Origin of the sequence: Serratia sp. C2(1), from assembly GCF_036352655.1 — a bacterium.
Lineage (GTDB): Bacteria > Pseudomonadota > Gammaproteobacteria > Enterobacterales > Enterobacteriaceae > Serratia > Serratia inhibens.
Genome location: NZ_JAZFBA010000010.1, coordinates 1 through 14,633, shown reverse-complemented (window position 1 = coordinate 14,633; position 14,633 = coordinate 1). Strand labels below are relative to the sequence as shown.

The window sequence follows — 14,633 nt, the reverse complement described above, 5'->3', positions numbered from 1 at the left end:
CCTTAACCTGTGATCCGGTTACTCGTCAGCAATGCTTGCCGGTGGCCAGTTTTCCAGGCGCATGCCCAGTGACAGACCACGTGAAGCCAGCACGTCTTTAATCTCAGTAAGAGATTTTTTACCCAGGTTCGGCGTTTTCAGCAACTCAACCTCGGTACGCTGTACCAGATCACCGATGTAGTGGATAGCTTCTGCCTTAAGGCAGTTAGCAGAGCGGACAGTCAATTCCAGATCGTCAACAGGGCGCAGCAGGATCGGATCGAATTCTGGTTTCTCTTCTTTAACTTCTGGTTGACGAACATCACGTAAGTCAACGAAAGCTTCAAGTTGTTCGGCCAGGATGGTTGCCGCACGGCGGATCGCCTCTTCAGGATCGATCGTGCCATTGGTTTCCATTTCGATAACCAGCTTGTCCAGGTCAGTACGCTGTTCTACACGCGCTGCTTCAACATTGTAGGCAATACGCTCTACAGGGCTATAGCAGGCGTCAACCAACAGACGACCGATCGGGCGCTCATCTTCTTCCGAATGAATTCGGGCAGAAGCCGGCACGTAACCACGACCGCGCTGAACTTTGATACGCATGCTGATAGCAGCGTTCTCATCGGTCAGGTGGCAGATCACATGCTGAGGCTTGACGATTTCGACATCACCATCATGGGTAATGTCGGCAGCGGTCACAGGGCCAATGCCAGATTTATTCAGGGTAAGAATAACTTCGTCTTTGCCTTGAACTCTCACCGCCAGCCCTTTCAGGTTGAGCAGGATCTCCAGGATATCTTCCTGTACGCCTTCTTTGGTGCTGTACTCATGCAGTACACCATCAATCTCAACCTCGGTCACCGCGCAACCCGGCATAGATGAAAGCAGAATACGGCGCAGTGCGTTGCCAAGAGTATGGCCAAAGCCACGCTCTAAAGGCTCAAGGGTCACCTTGGCGTGCGTCGAACTGACTTGCTCGATATCTACCAGGCGCGGTTTTAGAAACTCTGTCACAGAACCCTGCATTGTGTCCTCTCTTTGGTACTAAGCTTTACTTGGAGTAAAGCTCGACGATCAGGTGTTCGTTAATGTCCGCAGACAGATCGGTACGTTCAGGCATACGCTTGAACACGCCTTCCATCTTAGCAGCATCAACTTCCAGCCAAGTCGGCTTTTCACGCTGCTCAGCCAGCTCCAGAGAAGCTTTAACACGAGATTGCTTTTTAGCCTTCTCGCGGATGCTGACTACGTCATTCGGAGATACCTGATAAGAAGCGATGTTAACAACGCGACCATTTACCATAATTGCTTTGTGGCTAACCAACTGACGTGACTCTGCACGAGTAGCGCCGAAGCCCATACGGTAAACAACGTTGTCCAAACGACCTTCCAGCAGTTGCAACAGGTTTGCACCGGTGTTGCCCTTCAGGCGTGCTGCTTCTTTATAATAGTTACGGAATTGACGCTCCAGAACACCGTACATACGGCGAACTTTTTGCTTTTCACGTAACTGTACACCGTAGTCAGACAGACGCGGTTTACGCGCACCGTGTTGACCAGGCGGTTGCTCAATTTTACACTTGGTATCGATCGCGCGAACGCCAGACTTCAGGAACAGGTCTGTGCCCTCACGGCGGCTAAGCTTGAGCTTAGGACCCAAATATCTTGCCATTTTCTTTCTCCAACTAACCTAAAAGCAGCGTTATACGCGGCGCTTTTTCGGCGGACGACAACCGTTGTGAGGGATAGGAGTCACATCAGTAATATTAGTGATGCGGAAACCAGCGGCGTTCAGAGCACGAATTGTTGATTCGCGACCCGGACCCGGTCCCTTAACCATAACTTCCAGGTTCTTGATACCGTATTCTTTTACTGCGTCAGCACAACGTTCTGCTGCAACCTGAGCTGCAAACGGAGTTGACTTACGAGAACCACGGAAACCAGAACCACCGGCAGTTGCCCAACCCAATGCATTACCCTGACGATCGGTAATAGTTACAATGGTGTTGTTGAAAGAAGCATGGACATGAGCCACGCCGTCAGAGACTTGTTTTCTTACACGCTTACGTGTACGAACAGGTGCCTTTGCCATTATTCAATCACCCTGATTATTTCTTGATTGGTTTACGCGGACCCTTACGGGTACGTGCGTTGGTCTTAGTACGCTGACCGCGAACTGGCAGACCACGACGATGACGCAAACCACGGTAAGTACCAAGATCCATCAGACGCTTGATGCTCAGGGTAACTTCACGACGCAAATCACCTTCTACAGTGAATTTGGCGACTGCTTCACGCAGCTGTTCAATTTGCTCTTCAGACAGCTCACTGATCTTAACATTTTCAGCAATGCCCGTAGATGCACAGATAGACTGTGAACGGGTCTTACCGATTCCGAAGATCGACGTTAAGGCGATAACGGTATGTTTATGATCAGGAATGTTAATGCCTGCTATACGGGCCACTATGCACTCCTACTATTTTATACGGCAACACCATTCTGAAAAGCCCGTTTTCAGGATACTCAAATAATGTTGCAGCTACATACAAAAGATTGGCTGGCTAATCTAGCCAGCTCAACCCAACTTTGCAAGAAAAATATGCGAGATAATCAGCCTTGACGCTGTTTATGCTTCGGCTCGGCGCTGCAAATCACACGAACGACACCGTTACGCTTAACGATTTTGCAGTTACGACATAATTTCTTGACGGAAGCACGAACTTTCATTTTTACTCTCCGTAACTTCTCAAACGCGCCTGATTAGCGGTTATAGCCTTTCAGGTTTGCTTTCTTCAATGCAGACTCGTACTGACTTGACATCATCAGAGTTTGCACTTGAGCCATAAAGTCCATGATGACGACAACCACGATCAGTAGCGAGGTACCACCAAAGTAGAATGGTACTTTCATTGCATCACGCATGAACTCCGGGATCAGGCAGATGAAAGTAATGTACATCGCGCCCACCAGGGTTAAACGCGTCATTACTTTATCGATGTACTTCGCCGTTTGCTCTCCCGGACGAATTCCTGGTACGAAGGCACCGGACTTCTTCAGGTTATCTGCTGTTTCACGCGGGTTGAAAACCAACGCCGTGTAAAAGAAACAGAAGAAGATGATTGCAGATGCATAGAGTAACACATAAAGCGGTTGCCCTGGCTGCAAATACAGCGAAATCGTTGTCAGCCAGTTCCAACCGGTACCGCCCCCAAACCATGATGCGATCGTGGCAGGGAACAGAATAATGCTGGAAGCGAAGATTGCCGGGATAACCCCTGCCATGTTCACTTTCAACGGTAAGTGTGTGCTCTGTGCTGCATAAACACGACGCCCTTGTTGACGTTTCGCATAGTTAACGACGATACGACGTTGACCACGTTCGATGAAAACAACGAAGAAGGTTACTGCAAACACTAATACTGCAACCAACAGCAACAGGAGGAAGTGCAGGTCGCCTTGCCGAGCTTGCTCAATGGTATGGGCTACTGCCGGCGGAAGTCCCGCTACAATACCTGCAAAGATAATGATCGAGATACCGTTACCGATACCGCGTTCAGTAATCTGCTCACCCAGCCACATAAGGAACATTGTTCCAGTAACCAAGCTAACTACTGCAGTAAAGTAGAATGCAAAGCCTGGATTTAACACCAGACCCTGCATACCAGGCATATTCGGTAAACCGGTAGCAATACCGATTGACTGGAATATAGCCAACACCAGCGTACCGTAACGGGTGTACTGGCTAATCTTGCGACGGCCAGCCTCCCCTTCTTTCTTAATTTCTGCCAACGCTGGATGTACCACCGTTAACAGCTGGATAATGATCGATGCCGAAATATACGGCATGATCCCCAGAGCAAAGATTGAAGCACGGCTGAGGGCACCACCAGAGAACATGTTAAACATTTCAATGATAGTGCCTCTCTGCTGCTCGAGCAATTTGGCAAGCACAGTGGCATCGATACCAGGAATCGGAATAAAAGAGCCGATACGGAAGACAATCAGCGCGCCGATTACAAACAAAAGTCTGCGCTTCAGCTCGCCGAGTCCGCCTTTAGCACTTTGAAAATCTAATCCTGGTTGCTTAGCCATCTGCTACTTATTCCTCAATTTTACCGCCAGCAGCTTCGATAGCAGCACGAGCGCCTTTGGTGACACGCAGACCACGCAGGGTAACCGGACGAGCGACTTCGCCAGAAAGCATAACTTTCACGAACTCGATCTGGATACCAACAACGTTAGCGGCTTTCAGCGCGTTCAGGTCGATTACGTCGCCTTCAACAAGTGCCAGTTCAGACAGACGAACTTCTGCCGTGATCATAGCTTTGCGAGAGGTAAAGCCGAATTTCGGCAAACGACGATATAAAGGCATCTGACCACCTTCAAACCCACGACGTACGCCACCGCCAGAACGAGAGTTCTGACCTTTGTGACCACGACCGGCGGTTTTACCCAGGCCAGAACCAATACCACGACCTACACGCTTCGGCGCATGCTTGGCACCTTCAGCCGGAGACAGAGTATTTAAACGCATCTGTTACTCCTCAACTTTAACCATGTAGGAAACCAGGTTGATCATACCGCGTACAGCAGGAGTATCCTCGCGCTCTACGGTGTGACCAATACGACGCAGACCCAGACCGAGCAGTGTAGCTTTATGCTTCGGCAGACGGCCAATGGAGCTGCGAACTTGTGTTACTTTGATAGTCTTAGCCATGGTCAATTACCCCAGAATGTCTGCAACGGATTTACCACGCTTGGCAGCGACCATTTCAGGGGACTTCATATTTGCCAAAGCATCAATAGTTGCACGAACCACGTTGATCGGGTTGGTGGAACCATAAGCTTTAGCCAATACGTTGTGCACCCCAGCGACTTCCAGGACGGCGCGCATTGCACCACCGGCAATAATACCGGTACCTTCGGAAGCCGGCTGCATGAACACACGGGAACCCGTATGAGCACCTTTAACAGGGTGCTGCAGGGTGCCGCTGTTCAGCGCGACATTCATCATGTTGCGACGGGCTTTTTCCATCGCTTTCTGGATCGCTGCCGGAACTTCGCGTGCTTTGCCGTAGCCAAAACCAACGCGACCGTTACCATCACCAACGACTGTCAGTGCGGTAAAGCTGAAAATACGGCCACCTTTTACGGTTTTAGATACGCGGTTTACCGCGATCAGCTTTTCCTGCAGTTCGCCAGCTTGTTTTTCGATGTGAGCCATCTTAAACCTCTTCCTTAGAACTGAAGGCCAGCTTCACGGGCAGCATCTGCCAGTGCCTGGACTCGACCATGATATTGGAAACCGGAACGGTCAAAGGATACTTTAGAGATCCCTTTTTCCAACGCGCGCTCAGCCAGAGTTTTACCTACGGCAGCTGCTGCGTCTTTGTTACCGGAATACTTCAGTTGCTCAGTGATAGCTTTTTCTAAAGTAGAAGCTGCTACCAGTACTTCAGAACCATTTGGAGCAATTACCTGTGCGTAAATGTGACGCGGGGTACGATGTACCACCAGGCGGGTTGCACCCAGTTCTTTGAGCTTACGGCGTGCGCGGGTCGCACGACGGATACGAGCAGATTTCTTATCCATAGTGTTACCTTACTTCTTCTTAGCCTCTTTGGTACGCACGACTTCGTCGGCGTAACGGACACCCTTGCCTTTGTAAGGCTCAGGACGGCGGTAGGCACGCAGATCTGCAGCAACCTGGCCAATAACTTGTTTATCAGCGCCTTTCAGCACGATTTCAGTTTGGCTAGGGCATTCAGCAGTAATACCTGCTGGCAGCTGGTGATCGACAGGGTGAGAGAAGCCCAGGGCTAAATTCACCACGTTGCCTTTAACAGCAGCACGATAACCAACACCTACCAGTTGAAGCTTTTTGGTGAAGCCGTCGGTAACACCAACTACCATTGCGTTCAGCAGAGCGCGCGTAGTACCCGCTTGGGCCCATGCATTAGCAAAACCTTCGCGTGGAGCGAAAGTCAGTGCGTTAGCTTCTTGCTTCACTTCAACGGCGTCGTGGACAGTACGAGTCAGCTCGCCGTTCTTACCCTTAATCGAAATAACCTGACCGTTGAGTTTTACCTCTACGCCGGCAGGAATGACGACGGGTGCTTTTGCAACACGAGACATTCTTTCCTCCCGAATTAAGCTACGTAGCAGATAATCTCGCCACCAAGACCAGCTTGGCGAGCTGCACGATCGGTCATAACACCTTTAGAGGTAGAAATAACAGCAATACCCAAACCGGCCATAACTTTAGGCAGCTCATCTTTTTTCTTATAGATGCGCAGACCTGGACGGCTGATTCGCTGAATGCTTTCTACCACTGCCTTTTCCTGGAAGTACTTCAGTACCAGTTCCAGTACAGGCTTGGTGTCGCCTTCGATTTTGAAATCTTCAATAAAACCTTCTTCCTTCAGCACGTTGGCAATTGCCACTTTCAGCTTGGAGGAAGGCATGGTGACCGCAACTTTGTTCGCGGCTTGACCGTTACGGATACGGGTCAGCATATCCGCGATCGGATCTTGCATGCTCATCTGTCTTTACTCCCGTGATTCAATTGGTAATTACCAGCTAGCCTTTTTCAAGCCTGGTACTTCACCGCGCATGGCGGCTTCACGTAGCTTGATACGGCTCAACCCGAATTTGCCCACATAACCATGTGGACGGCCAGTTTGGCGGCAGCGTTTACGCTGACGAGACGGGCTGGAATCACGCGGCAGAGTTTGCAGCTTGAGAACAGCATCCCAACGATCTTCGTCGGATGAGTTCACACCAGAAATGATAGCTTTCAATTCCTCGCGTTTAGCGCGGTACTTGTCAGCCAGTTTCACGCGAACGACTTCGCGTGCTTTCATTGATTGCTTAGCCATCAGTAACCCTGCCTTACTTGCGGAACGGGAAGTTAAAAGCAGCCAACAGTGCACGGCCTTCATCATCAGATTTCGCAGTAGTGGTAATGGTAATATCCAAGCCACGAACACGATCGACTTTGTCATAGTCGATTTCTGGGAAGATGATTTGCTCACGCACACCCATGCTGTAGTTACCACGGCCATCGAATGACTTAGCGGACAAGCCACGGAAGTCACGGATACGTGGAACAGCAATGGAAATCAGACGCTCAAAGAACTCCCACATGCGTTCGCCACGCAGAGTTACTTTACAGCCGATCGGATAGCCCTGGCGGATTTTGAAGCCTGCAACAGATTTGCGTGCTTTGGTGATGAACGGCTTTTGACCGGAGATTGCTGCCAAATCGGCTGCTGCATTATCCAGCAGTTTCTTGTCAGCGATCGCTTCACCAACACCCATATTCAGGGTGATCTTCTCGACCCGAGGGACTTGCATGACAGAGTTGTAATCAAACTGAGACATCAGTTGTTTGACTACCTCGTCTTTGTAGTAATCATGCAGTTTCGCCATCGTATTACTCCAAATTACTTGATAGTTTCGCTGTTAGATTTGAAGAAACGGACTTTTTTGCCGTCTTCGAATCTAAAGCCTACACGGTCAGCCTTACCGGTAGCCGTGTTGAAGAGAGCAATGTTAGAAACCTGAATAGCAGCTTCTTTTTCAACAATGCCACCTGGTTGGTTCAGGGCCGGAACCGGCTTCTGATGTTTCTTAACCAGGTTGATACCTTCAACAATGACCTTGCCAGCAGACAAGACATTTTTTACTTTACCGCGTTTACCTTTGTCTTTCCCGGTAAGCACGATAACTTCGTCATCACGACGGATTTTCGCTGCCATGGTTCGCTCCTTAGAGTACTTCTGGTGCCAGAGAGATAATTTTCATGAACTTCTCATTACGCAGTTCACGAGTTACCGGCCCAAAAATACGCGTACCGATAGGTTGCTCGCTGTTATTGTTTAAAATAACGCATGCATTACCATCGAAGCGAATGACAGAACCGTCCGGGCGACGTACACCCTTCTTGGTGCGCACCACTACCGCCTTCAGCACATCGCCTTTCTTCACCTTACCGCGAGGAATTGCTTCCTTGATGGTAATTTTGATGACGTCGCCGATGCCTGCGTAGCGACGGTGCGAGCCACCTAGAACCTTGATACACATTACGCGACGTGCACCGGAGTTGTCGGCCACGTTCAGCATAGTCTGTTCTTGGATCATGTTAGTGCTCCGCTAATGTCAACTACAACTTTAGGACCTATTACTAGGTCGTTGAAAAGCCCCATAACCGAGGGCGCAGCATTATAACACCGCTTCCAAAGTATGGGTAGAAAAAATAAACGGCTCATTTTCTGAGCCGTTTATTAAGTTAGAGGCCGCTACTCTATTACAGAATCGCTTTCTCTACAACGCGAACCAACGTCCAAGACTTAGTCTTAGACAGTGGACGGCATTCGCGGATTTCTACCACGTCACCGATACCACATTCGTTGTTCTCGTCATGTACGTGCAGCTTGGTCGTACGCTTGATGAATTTCCCGTAAATCGGGTGCTTCACAGTGCGTTCGATAGCAACAACCATGGATTTCTCCATTTTGTCACTAATAACACGACCCTGCAGAGTACGGTTAATATCAGTCATTTACACACCCGCCTTTTCAGTCAGTAAAGTCTTAACGCGTGCGACATTACGACGCACTTGTTTCAACAGGTGAGTTTGTTGCAGCTGGCCACTTGCCGCCTGCATGCGCAAGTTAAATTGCTCACGCAGCAGGTTGAGCAGCTCAGTGTTCAGCTCTTCAACGCTTTTTTCACGCAGCTCTTGTGCTTTCATTACATCACCGTCTTAGTTACAAAGGTGGTTTTGATCGGCAATTTAGCTGCAGCGAGCTTGAATGCCTCACGGGCGACCTCTTCTGGCACACCGTCCATTTCGTACAGGACCTTACCAGGTTGGATCAGGGCAACCCAATACTCTACGTTACCCTTACCTTTACCCATACGCACTTCGAGCGGCTTCTCGGTAATCGGTTTGTCCGGGAATACACGGATCCAGATTTTACCTTGACGCTTAACTGCACGAGTCATTGCACGACGAGCTGCTTCGATTTGACGAGCAGTCAGACGGCCACGGCCAACAGCTTTCAGACCGAAAGTGCCGAAGCTAACATCCGTACCCTGCGCCAGACCACGGTTGCGGCCTTTGTGCATCTTACGGAATTTTGTACGCTTTGGTTGTAACATCAGCGACTCTCCTTACTTGCGGCCTTTACGCTGCTGCTTTTTAGGTTGAGCAGCCGGTTCCGGTTGTTCAACTGCAGCCATACCACCCAGGATCTCACCTTTGAAGATCCATACCTTAACGCCGATTACACCATAAGTGGTGTGCGCTTCAGATGTGTTGTAATCGATATCCGCACGCAGTGTGTGCAACGGAACACGACCTTCACGGTACCATTCGGTACGCGCGATTTCAGCACCGCCAAGGCGGCCGCTTACTTCAACTTTGATACCTTTAGCGCCAAGACGCATTGCGTTCTGTACAGCACGCTTCATAGCACGACGGAACATAACGCGACGTTCCAGCTGGGAAGTGATGCTGTCAGCAACCAATTTAGCGTCAAGTTCCGGTTTACGGACTTCGGCGATGTTAATCTGTGCAGGAACGCCAGCGATATCCGCTACGACCTTACGCAGTTTTTCGACATCTTCACCTTTCTTGCCGATAACGATGCCTGGACGAGCAGTGTGAATAGTCACACGGATGCTCTTCGCAGGACGCTCGATAACGATGCGAGAAACGGAAGCTTTCGCCAGTTCCTTAGTCAGGAATTGACGAACTTTAAAGTCGCTGTCCAGGTTGTCAGCGAATTCTTTGGTATTCGCATACCAAGTAGAGTTCCAAGGTTTGACAATACCCAGGCGAATACCATTAGGATGTACTTTCTGACCCATTGCTAGTCTCCAGAGTCTCAGCGATCGGACACAACCACAGTAATGTGGCTGGTGCGCTTCAGGATGCGATCTGCACGACCTTTTGCACGCGGCATAATGCGCTTCATGCTTGGGCCTTCGTCTACGAAGATTTTCGTGACTTTCAGATCATCGATGTCAGCGCCATCGTTGTGTTCTGCGTTAGCAATGGCAGACTCCAGCACTTTCTTAACCAGACCAGCAGCTTTCTTGTTGGTGTAGTTCAGGGTTTCCAGAGCTTGCGACACTTTCTTACCGCGGATCAGGTCTGCAACAAGGCGAACCTTCTGAGCAGAAGAACGAGCGTGGCGATGTTTAGCGATAGTTTCCATCTCTTCCTCCTACCTTAGCGCTTTTTAGCTTTTTTATCAGCCGCATGGCCGCGATAAGTACGAGTCGGCGCGAATTCACCCAGTTTGTGACCGACCATTTCATCGGAAACGAACACTGGTACGTGCTGACGACCATTATGGACAGCGATGGTCAAACCGATCATGTTAGGAAAGATCGTTGAACGACGGGACCAAGTGCGCAAAGGCTTCTTGTCACCGCTTTCCACCGCTTTCTCTACCTTCTTCAGCAAGTGCAGGTCAATAAAAGGACCTTTCTTGAGAGAACGTGGCATGGCTTATCCTCTAATTATTTTTTGCTACGGCGACGTACGATGAACTTATCAGTACGCTTGTTGCTACGGGTCTTCTTACCTTTGGTCTGAACGCCCCACGGAGTTACCGGGTGCTTACCAAAGTTACGACCTTCACCACCACCGTGCGGGTGATCTACCGGGTTCATCGCCGTACCGCGAACGGTAGGACGAACACCACGCCAACGTGCAGCACCTGCTTTACCCAGAACGCGAAGCATATGTTCAGCGTTACCGACTTCACCCAAGGTGGCGCGGCAATCAACTGGAACTTTACGCATTTCGCCTGAGCGCAGACGCAGAGTTACGTAGGAACCGTCACGAGCAACGATCTGAACGTAGGCACCAGCAGAACGAGCCAACTGGCCGCCTTTACCTGGTTTCATTTCTACGTTGTGAACCGTTGAACCAACCGGGATGTTGCGCATTGGCAGGGTGTTACCCGCTTTGATTGCAGCATCAACACCAGATTGAATCTGGTCACCAGCTTTCAGGCCTTTCGGCGCCAGGATGTAACGGCGTTCGCCGTCTTTGTACAGAACCAGCGCGATGTTCGCGGAACGGTTCGGATCGTACTCCAGACGCTCAACCACAGCAGGAATACCATCTTTGTTGCGTTTGAAGTCAACCAGACGATAATGTTGCTTGTGGCCACCACCGATATGACGGGTGGTGATACGGCCATTGTTGTTACGACCACCGCTTTTGCTCAGTTTCTCAAGCAGCGGGGCATAAGGTTTACCCTTGTGCAGCTCAGGGTTAACCACTTTAACAACGTGGCGACGACCCGGAGATGTAGGTTTACATTTAACAATTGCCATTGTTCTTACTCCTCCGACTTACTCTGCGCCGCCGATGAAGTCCAGATTCTGGCCTTCTTTCAGGGTGACGTAAGCTTTTTTCCAGTCGCTACGACGACCAACACGCTGACCGTGACGTTTCACTTTCCCTTTAACTACCAGGGTGTTCACGTCTTCGACTTCGACTTCAAACAGTTTCTGCACTGCAGCTTTGATTTCTGCTTTGGTCGCGTCTTTGGCAACTTTGAGAACGATGGTGTTGCTTTTCTCCATCGCAGCGGATGCTTTTTCAGATACGTGCGGTGCACGCAGCACTTTCAGCAAACGTTCTTCACGGATCATGCCAGCATCTCCTCAACTTGCTTCACAGCATCAGCAGTCATAACCACTTTGTCGAAGGCGATCAGGCTAACCGGGTCGATGCCAGCTACATCGCGCACGTCAACCTTGTACAGGTTACGAGCTGCCAGGAACAGATTCTCATCCAGTTCACCGGTCACGATCAGCACATCTTCCAGAGCCATATCTTTCAGTTTCTGTGCCAGCAGCTTAGTTTTAGGCGCTTCTACAGAGAACTTCTCGACAACGATCAGACGATCTTGACGTACCAGTTCGGACAGGATGCTTTTCAGCGCGCCGCGGTACATCTTTTTGTTTACTTTCTGACTGTGGTCCTGCGGTTTAGCAGCAAAGGTCACGCCGCCTGAACGCCAGATCGGGCTCTTTACAGAACCTGAACGCGCACGGCCGGTACCTTTCTGGCGCCACGGTTTTTTACCGGAACCAGTCACTTCAGCACGGGTCTTCTGAGCACGGGTACCTTGACGGGCACCTGCTGCATAAGCAACAACAACCTGGTGTACCAGCGCTTCGTTGAAATCACGACCGAAGGTAGTTTCGGAAACAGTCAGCGCGCTTTGCGCGTCTTTCAATACTAATTCCATTGCTATCCCCTTACGCCTTCACAGCTGGTTTAACGATCAGGTTGCCACCGGTTGCGCCCGGTACAGCACCCTTAACCAGCAGCAGGTTGCGCTCAGCGTCAACACGTACTACGTCCAGGCTTTGAACGGTTACACGCTCGTCACCCAGGTGGCCAGCCATTTTCTTGCCTTTGAACACTTTGCCCGGAGTCTGGTTCTGACCGATAGAACCCGGAACGCGGTGAGACAAGGAGTTACCGTGGGTAGCGTCTTGGGTACGGAAGTTCCAGCGCTTTACAGTGCCGGCAAAACCTTTACCTTTAGAAGTACCGGTAACATCGACTTTTTTAACGTCAGCGAAGATTTCTACGCTGATGTTTTGACCTGCAGTGAACTCTTCACCTTCTGCAAGGCGGAATTCCCACAGACCACGGCCAGCTTCAACGCCAGCTTTAGCGAAATGACCCGCTTCCGGTTTGGTCACGCGGTTAGCTTTTTTGCTACCAGTGGTGACCTGAACGGCACGGTATCCGTCGTTAGCCAGGTCTTTAACCTGAGTCACGCGGTTCGCTTCAATTTCAATCACGGTTACAGGGATAGAAACGCCATCTTCAGTGAAGATACGAGTCATACCCACTTTTTTACCGACTAAACCAATCATTGTTTCAACCTCTCAATCGCTCAATGACCTGATTAACCCAGGCTGATCTGCACGTCTACACCGGCAGCCAGATCCAGACGCATCAGAGCATCAACGGTTTTCTCGGTTGGCTCAACGATGTCAACCAGACGCTTGTGAGTGCGAATCTCGTACTGATCACGCGCGTCTTTGTTAACGTGCGGAGAGATCAGAACGGTAAAGCGCTCTTTGCGAGTTGGCAGCGGGATCGGACCACGGACTTGCGCACCAGTGCGCTTGGCAGTCTCGACGATTTCCGCGGTTGATTGATCGATAAGACGATGATCAAACGCTTTCAGGCGGATACGGATTCTTTGGTTCTGCATGAGACCAGAGCTCCAATTATTTATAAACGTAAATAATTACTCCTCACACCCATTTCGATTGATGGGGGAGTGTAATCGTCAACATATAACCCCCATATCGGGAGTATTGTTCGATGAGCAGAAAGTCCTGCCTATCGACTGATTCGCTAAAATCAGGCTTACCAAGATTAGGTAAGCCCGCGCATTATACGCAAAACAGAACGGGAAGCAAGCCACAGATGGAAATATGCTCAGGATATCGACATTTTTTATCGATTTGCGTATTCGACTATGAAAAGCGATTCACGGAGATGGGATTATTCAGGTAGGCGAGCTCTTGCCGCCACTCCCCGTCGGCGTCTGCAAAATAGACGCCGACGGGGAGTGGGAATGATAAGGAGACTAGTCTTTGCGTTCCAATACCTGGGCTTGCGCGTAATTTTGAATACCCAGACGCGCAATCAAATCCAGCTCAGTTTCCAGCCAGTCGATATGCCCTTCTTCATCTGCCAGGATCTCTATCATCAAATCACGGCTGACGTAGTCATGGATCGAGTCGGCATAGGCGATGGCCTCGCGCAGATTCTTGGCGCCATCCAACTCCAGGGCCAAGTCTGAACGCAGCATTTCTTCGATATCTTCGCCAATGTTCAGTTTACCAAGATCTTGTAAATTCGGCAGACCTTCAAGGAATAAAATGCGCTCGATATAGCGATCGGCATGCTTCATTTCGTCGATCGACTCGTGATATTCCTTGTCATTAAGGCGCATTAAGCCCCAGTTTTTGAACATTCGGGCGTGCAGGAAATATTGATTGATGGCAACCAGCTCGTTGCCGAGCAGTTTGTTGAGGTGAGCAATGATCTTTTTATCGCCTTTCATAGGTAACTCCTCCTGGCCAGTTCTGAAAGTGTAGAAGCTGGAGGCCAAGAGTCAAAAAATAACCTTACCTTTAGTTAGGCAACTTCGTGCATAGGGATAATAGTTCCGCGTTCCTCCACCATAATCTGTCTTGCCTGTCGAATGCACTTCCCGCAGTCGGTACCAATCGGCACTAATTCACGCAATTGCTTCATGGTATGAGGGTTGTGCTGACGCACGACTTTACGGATTGCTTTGTCAGTCACGGCATTACATAGGCATACATACATAGAGAGACTCACTTCTTAACCAATCCCATAAGTCTAAATAGGAATGCTTTTTATTTCAATTAAGATTTGAGCGAATTGCATAAAAAAAGGGCACCGAAGTGCCCTCTTTTTGTGTCGAAAAATTATTCGCGATTAAGCGATAACTTTAGCAACAACACCAGCGCCAACAGTACGGCCGCCTTCACGGATTGCGAAACGCAGACCGTCGTCCATCGCGATTGGGTGGATCAGGGTCACAACCATGTTCACGTTGTC

Annotated in this window: 29 protein-coding genes and 1 pseudogene; all 30 read right to left on the bottom strand. The window is 49.9% G+C overall.

The window, feature by feature from the left end; genetic code table 11:
- Positions 1–18: 18 nt before the first annotated feature.
- Positions 19–1,008: a DNA-directed RNA polymerase subunit alpha gene (locus tag V2S86_RS25090; protein ID WP_002919219.1), complete on the bottom strand. Its 990-nt coding sequence runs from the start codon at positions 1,006–1,008 to the stop codon at positions 19–21.
- Between the two features lie 25 nt (positions 1,009–1,033).
- Positions 1,034–1,654 (bottom strand): 30S ribosomal protein S4, encoded by a 621-nt coding sequence (gene rpsD / locus V2S86_RS25085; protein ID WP_004951125.1) that lies wholly within the window; start codon positions 1,652–1,654, stop codon positions 1,034–1,036.
- Positions 1,655–1,684: 30 nt separating this feature from the next.
- On the bottom strand, positions 1,685–2,074 hold the full coding sequence (gene rpsK, locus V2S86_RS25080) for a 30S ribosomal protein S11 (protein WP_004951128.1): 390 nt from the start codon (positions 2,072–2,074) through the stop codon (positions 1,685–1,687).
- Positions 2,075–2,090: 16 nt separating this feature from the next.
- On the bottom strand, positions 2,091–2,447 hold the full coding sequence (rpsM, locus tag V2S86_RS25075; protein ID WP_004951130.1) for a 30S ribosomal protein S13: 357 nt from the start codon (positions 2,445–2,447) through the stop codon (positions 2,091–2,093).
- Between the two features lie 146 nt (positions 2,448–2,593).
- Entirely contained in the window at positions 2,594–2,710 is a 117-nt protein-coding gene (gene rpmJ / locus V2S86_RS25070) for a 50S ribosomal protein L36 (protein ID WP_002227352.1), read from the bottom strand.
- Positions 2,711–2,743: 33 nt separating this feature from the next.
- Positions 2,744–4,075 (bottom strand): preprotein translocase subunit SecY, encoded by a 1,332-nt coding sequence (gene secY, locus V2S86_RS25065; RefSeq protein ID WP_004929740.1) that lies wholly within the window; start codon positions 4,073–4,075, stop codon positions 2,744–2,746.
- Between the two features lie 7 nt (positions 4,076–4,082).
- The gene (gene rplO / locus V2S86_RS25060) at positions 4,083–4,517 is read right to left on the bottom strand and encodes a 50S ribosomal protein L15 (RefSeq protein ID WP_004951135.1); all 435 of its coding nucleotides are present in this window, start codon (positions 4,515–4,517) and stop codon (positions 4,083–4,085) included.
- Positions 4,518–4,520: 3 nt separating this feature from the next.
- Positions 4,521–4,700, bottom strand: coding sequence for a 50S ribosomal protein L30 (gene rpmD, locus V2S86_RS25055; protein ID WP_004956161.1), 180 nt, complete (start codon positions 4,698–4,700; stop codon positions 4,521–4,523).
- Positions 4,701–4,706: 6 nt separating this feature from the next.
- Positions 4,707–5,207, bottom strand: a complete 501-nt coding sequence (gene rpsE, locus V2S86_RS25050) for a 30S ribosomal protein S5 (RefSeq protein ID WP_004956164.1) — start codon at positions 5,205–5,207, stop codon at positions 4,707–4,709.
- A gap of 14 nt (positions 5,208–5,221) precedes the next feature.
- Positions 5,222–5,575 carry a 50S ribosomal protein L18 gene (gene rplR / locus V2S86_RS25045; protein WP_020837234.1) on the bottom strand — a complete coding sequence of 118 codons (354 nt, stop codon included), beginning with the start codon at positions 5,573–5,575 and terminating at the stop codon, positions 5,222–5,224.
- 9 nt (positions 5,576–5,584) lie between these two features.
- Entirely contained in the window at positions 5,585–6,118 is a 534-nt protein-coding gene (rplF, locus tag V2S86_RS25040) for a 50S ribosomal protein L6 (protein ID WP_065506710.1), read from the bottom strand.
- Between the two features lie 14 nt (positions 6,119–6,132).
- Positions 6,133–6,525 carry a 30S ribosomal protein S8 gene (gene rpsH / locus V2S86_RS25035; protein ID WP_065506711.1) on the bottom strand — a complete coding sequence of 131 codons (393 nt, stop codon included), beginning with the start codon at positions 6,523–6,525 and terminating at the stop codon, positions 6,133–6,135.
- 30 nt (positions 6,526–6,555) lie between these two features.
- On the bottom strand, positions 6,556–6,861 hold the full coding sequence (gene rpsN / locus V2S86_RS25030; RefSeq protein WP_037425862.1) for a 30S ribosomal protein S14: 306 nt from the start codon (positions 6,859–6,861) through the stop codon (positions 6,556–6,558).
- Positions 6,862–6,874: 13 nt separating this feature from the next.
- Positions 6,875–7,414 carry a 50S ribosomal protein L5 gene (gene rplE, locus V2S86_RS25025; protein ID WP_004951155.1) on the bottom strand — a complete coding sequence of 180 codons (540 nt, stop codon included), beginning with the start codon at positions 7,412–7,414 and terminating at the stop codon, positions 6,875–6,877.
- Between the two features lie 14 nt (positions 7,415–7,428).
- Positions 7,429–7,743, bottom strand: a complete 315-nt coding sequence (rplX, locus tag V2S86_RS25020) for a 50S ribosomal protein L24 (RefSeq protein ID WP_020837239.1) — start codon at positions 7,741–7,743, stop codon at positions 7,429–7,431.
- A gap of 10 nt (positions 7,744–7,753) precedes the next feature.
- Entirely contained in the window at positions 7,754–8,125 is a 372-nt protein-coding gene (gene rplN / locus V2S86_RS25015) for a 50S ribosomal protein L14 (protein ID WP_020837240.1), read from the bottom strand.
- Between the two features lie 166 nt (positions 8,126–8,291).
- Positions 8,292–8,546 (bottom strand): 30S ribosomal protein S17, encoded by a 255-nt coding sequence (rpsQ, locus tag V2S86_RS25010; RefSeq protein ID WP_012147219.1) that lies wholly within the window; start codon positions 8,544–8,546, stop codon positions 8,292–8,294.
- On the bottom strand, positions 8,547–8,738 hold the full coding sequence (gene rpmC / locus V2S86_RS25005; RefSeq protein ID WP_004951169.1) for a 50S ribosomal protein L29: 192 nt from the start codon (positions 8,736–8,738) through the stop codon (positions 8,547–8,549).
- Positions 8,738–9,148, bottom strand: a complete 411-nt coding sequence (gene rplP / locus V2S86_RS25000) for a 50S ribosomal protein L16 (RefSeq protein ID WP_004951171.1) — start codon at positions 9,146–9,148, stop codon at positions 8,738–8,740. Before rplP ends, rpmC begins: the two co-directional genes overlap by 1 nt.
- A gap of 12 nt (positions 9,149–9,160) precedes the next feature.
- On the bottom strand, positions 9,161–9,859 hold the full coding sequence (rpsC, locus tag V2S86_RS24995; RefSeq protein ID WP_004956187.1) for a 30S ribosomal protein S3: 699 nt from the start codon (positions 9,857–9,859) through the stop codon (positions 9,161–9,163).
- Between the two features lie 17 nt (positions 9,860–9,876).
- Complete coding sequence (rplV, locus tag V2S86_RS24990; RefSeq protein WP_044554947.1) at positions 9,877–10,209, bottom strand: 50S ribosomal protein L22; 333 nt, start codon at positions 10,207–10,209, stop codon at positions 9,877–9,879.
- A 14-nt stretch (positions 10,210–10,223) separates the two neighbouring features.
- Positions 10,224–10,502, bottom strand: coding sequence for a 30S ribosomal protein S19 (gene rpsS, locus V2S86_RS24985; protein WP_004929772.1), 279 nt, complete (start codon positions 10,500–10,502; stop codon positions 10,224–10,226).
- A gap of 14 nt (positions 10,503–10,516) precedes the next feature.
- Positions 10,517–11,341 carry a 50S ribosomal protein L2 gene (gene rplB, locus V2S86_RS24980; RefSeq protein WP_024912205.1) on the bottom strand — a complete coding sequence of 275 codons (825 nt, stop codon included), beginning with the start codon at positions 11,339–11,341 and terminating at the stop codon, positions 10,517–10,519.
- Between the two features lie 18 nt (positions 11,342–11,359).
- Positions 11,360–11,662: a 50S ribosomal protein L23 gene (rplW, locus tag V2S86_RS24975; protein ID WP_004951179.1), complete on the bottom strand. Its 303-nt coding sequence runs from the start codon at positions 11,660–11,662 to the stop codon at positions 11,360–11,362.
- On the bottom strand, positions 11,659–12,264 hold the full coding sequence (gene rplD, locus V2S86_RS24970) for a 50S ribosomal protein L4 (protein ID WP_004929779.1): 606 nt from the start codon (positions 12,262–12,264) through the stop codon (positions 11,659–11,661). Before rplD ends, rplW begins: the two co-directional genes overlap by 4 nt.
- A gap of 10 nt (positions 12,265–12,274) precedes the next feature.
- Positions 12,275–12,904 carry a 50S ribosomal protein L3 gene (gene rplC / locus V2S86_RS24965; RefSeq protein WP_004951181.1) on the bottom strand — a complete coding sequence of 210 codons (630 nt, stop codon included), beginning with the start codon at positions 12,902–12,904 and terminating at the stop codon, positions 12,275–12,277.
- A gap of 32 nt (positions 12,905–12,936) precedes the next feature.
- Positions 12,937–13,248: a 30S ribosomal protein S10 gene (gene rpsJ, locus V2S86_RS24960; RefSeq protein WP_001181005.1), complete on the bottom strand. Its 312-nt coding sequence runs from the start codon at positions 13,246–13,248 to the stop codon at positions 12,937–12,939.
- 381 nt (positions 13,249–13,629) lie between these two features.
- Complete coding sequence (gene bfr, locus V2S86_RS24955) at positions 13,630–14,109, bottom strand: bacterioferritin (RefSeq protein WP_004951186.1); 480 nt, start codon at positions 14,107–14,109, stop codon at positions 13,630–13,632.
- Positions 14,110–14,183: 74 nt separating this feature from the next.
- Positions 14,184–14,378, bottom strand: a complete 195-nt coding sequence (gene bfd / locus V2S86_RS24950) for a bacterioferritin-associated ferredoxin (protein WP_330764583.1) — start codon at positions 14,376–14,378, stop codon at positions 14,184–14,186.
- Between the two features lie 132 nt (positions 14,379–14,510).
- Positions 14,511–14,633, bottom strand: a pseudogene (gene tuf / locus V2S86_RS24945) (elongation factor Tu); the annotation flags it as partial.

What these genes read in the sequence shown, in the direction of transcription:
- rpsE (WP_004956164.1), bottom strand. Translation starts at nt 5,207, where the DNA reads ATGGCTCACATCGAAAAACAAGCTGGCGAACTGCAGGAAAAGCTGATC.
- rpsD (WP_004951125.1), bottom strand. Translation starts at nt 1,654, where the DNA reads ATGGCAAGATATTTGGGTCCTAAGCTCAAGCTTAGCCGCCGTGAGGGC.
- rpsC (WP_004956187.1), bottom strand. Translation starts at nt 9,859, where the DNA reads ATGGGTCAGAAAGTACATCCTAATGGTATTCGCCTGGGTATTGTCAAA.
- rplW (WP_004951179.1), bottom strand. Translation starts at nt 11,662, where the DNA reads ATGATCCGTGAAGAACGTTTGCTGAAAGTGCTGCGTGCACCGCACGTA.
- rplB (WP_024912205.1), bottom strand. Translation starts at nt 11,341, where the DNA reads ATGGCAATTGTTAAATGTAAACCTACATCTCCGGGTCGTCGCCACGTT.
- rpmJ (WP_002227352.1), bottom strand. Translation starts at nt 2,710, where the DNA reads ATGAAAGTTCGTGCTTCCGTCAAGAAATTATGTCGTAACTGCAAAATC.
- rplE (WP_004951155.1), bottom strand. Translation starts at nt 7,414, where the DNA reads ATGGCGAAACTGCATGATTACTACAAAGACGAGGTAGTCAAACAACTG.
- rplX (WP_020837239.1), bottom strand. Translation starts at nt 7,743, where the DNA reads ATGGCAGCGAAAATCCGTCGTGATGACGAAGTTATCGTGCTTACCGGG.
- bfr (WP_004951186.1), bottom strand. Translation starts at nt 14,109, where the DNA reads ATGAAAGGCGATAAAAAGATCATTGCTCACCTCAACAAACTGCTCGGC.
- V2S86_RS25090 (WP_002919219.1), bottom strand. Translation starts at nt 1,008, where the DNA reads ATGCAGGGTTCTGTGACAGAGTTTCTAAAACCGCGCCTGGTAGATATC.
- rpsH (WP_065506711.1), bottom strand. Translation starts at nt 6,525, where the DNA reads ATGAGCATGCAAGATCCGATCGCGGATATGCTGACCCGTATCCGTAAC.
- rplP (WP_004951171.1), bottom strand. Translation starts at nt 9,148, where the DNA reads ATGTTACAACCAAAGCGTACAAAATTCCGTAAGATGCACAAAGGCCGC.
- rplV (WP_044554947.1), bottom strand. Translation starts at nt 10,209, where the DNA reads ATGGAAACTATCGCTAAACATCGCCACGCTCGTTCTTCTGCTCAGAAG.
- rplN (WP_020837240.1), bottom strand. Translation starts at nt 8,125, where the DNA reads ATGATCCAAGAACAGACTATGCTGAACGTGGCCGACAACTCCGGTGCA.
- rplC (WP_004951181.1), bottom strand. Translation starts at nt 12,904, where the DNA reads ATGATTGGTTTAGTCGGTAAAAAAGTGGGTATGACTCGTATCTTCACT.
- rplR (WP_020837234.1), bottom strand. Translation starts at nt 5,575, where the DNA reads ATGGATAAGAAATCTGCTCGTATCCGTCGTGCGACCCGCGCACGCCGT.
- rpsN (WP_037425862.1), bottom strand. Translation starts at nt 6,861, where the DNA reads ATGGCTAAGCAATCAATGAAAGCACGCGAAGTCGTTCGCGTGAAACTG.
- rplD (WP_004929779.1), bottom strand. Translation starts at nt 12,264, where the DNA reads ATGGAATTAGTATTGAAAGACGCGCAAAGCGCGCTGACTGTTTCCGAA.
- rpsJ (WP_001181005.1), bottom strand. Translation starts at nt 13,248, where the DNA reads ATGCAGAACCAAAGAATCCGTATCCGCCTGAAAGCGTTTGATCATCGT.
- bfd (WP_330764583.1), bottom strand. Translation starts at nt 14,378, where the DNA reads ATGTATGTATGCCTATGTAATGCCGTGACTGACAAAGCAATCCGTAAA.
- rpsS (WP_004929772.1), bottom strand. Translation starts at nt 10,502, where the DNA reads ATGCCACGTTCTCTCAAGAAAGGTCCTTTTATTGACCTGCACTTGCTG.
- rpsK (WP_004951128.1), bottom strand. Translation starts at nt 2,074, where the DNA reads ATGGCAAAGGCACCTGTTCGTACACGTAAGCGTGTAAGAAAACAAGTC.
- secY (WP_004929740.1), bottom strand. Translation starts at nt 4,075, where the DNA reads ATGGCTAAGCAACCAGGATTAGATTTTCAAAGTGCTAAAGGCGGACTC.
- rplF (WP_065506710.1), bottom strand. Translation starts at nt 6,118, where the DNA reads ATGTCTCGTGTTGCAAAAGCACCCGTCGTCATTCCTGCCGGCGTAGAG.
- rpmD (WP_004956161.1), bottom strand. Translation starts at nt 4,700, where the DNA reads ATGGCTAAGACTATCAAAGTAACACAAGTTCGCAGCTCCATTGGCCGT.
- rplO (WP_004951135.1), bottom strand. Translation starts at nt 4,517, where the DNA reads ATGCGTTTAAATACTCTGTCTCCGGCTGAAGGTGCCAAGCATGCGCCG.
- rpmC (WP_004951169.1), bottom strand. Translation starts at nt 8,738, where the DNA reads ATGAAAGCACAAGAGCTGCGTGAAAAAAGCGTTGAAGAGCTGAACACT.
- rpsQ (WP_012147219.1), bottom strand. Translation starts at nt 8,546, where the DNA reads ATGACTGATATTAACCGTACTCTGCAGGGTCGTGTTATTAGTGACAAA.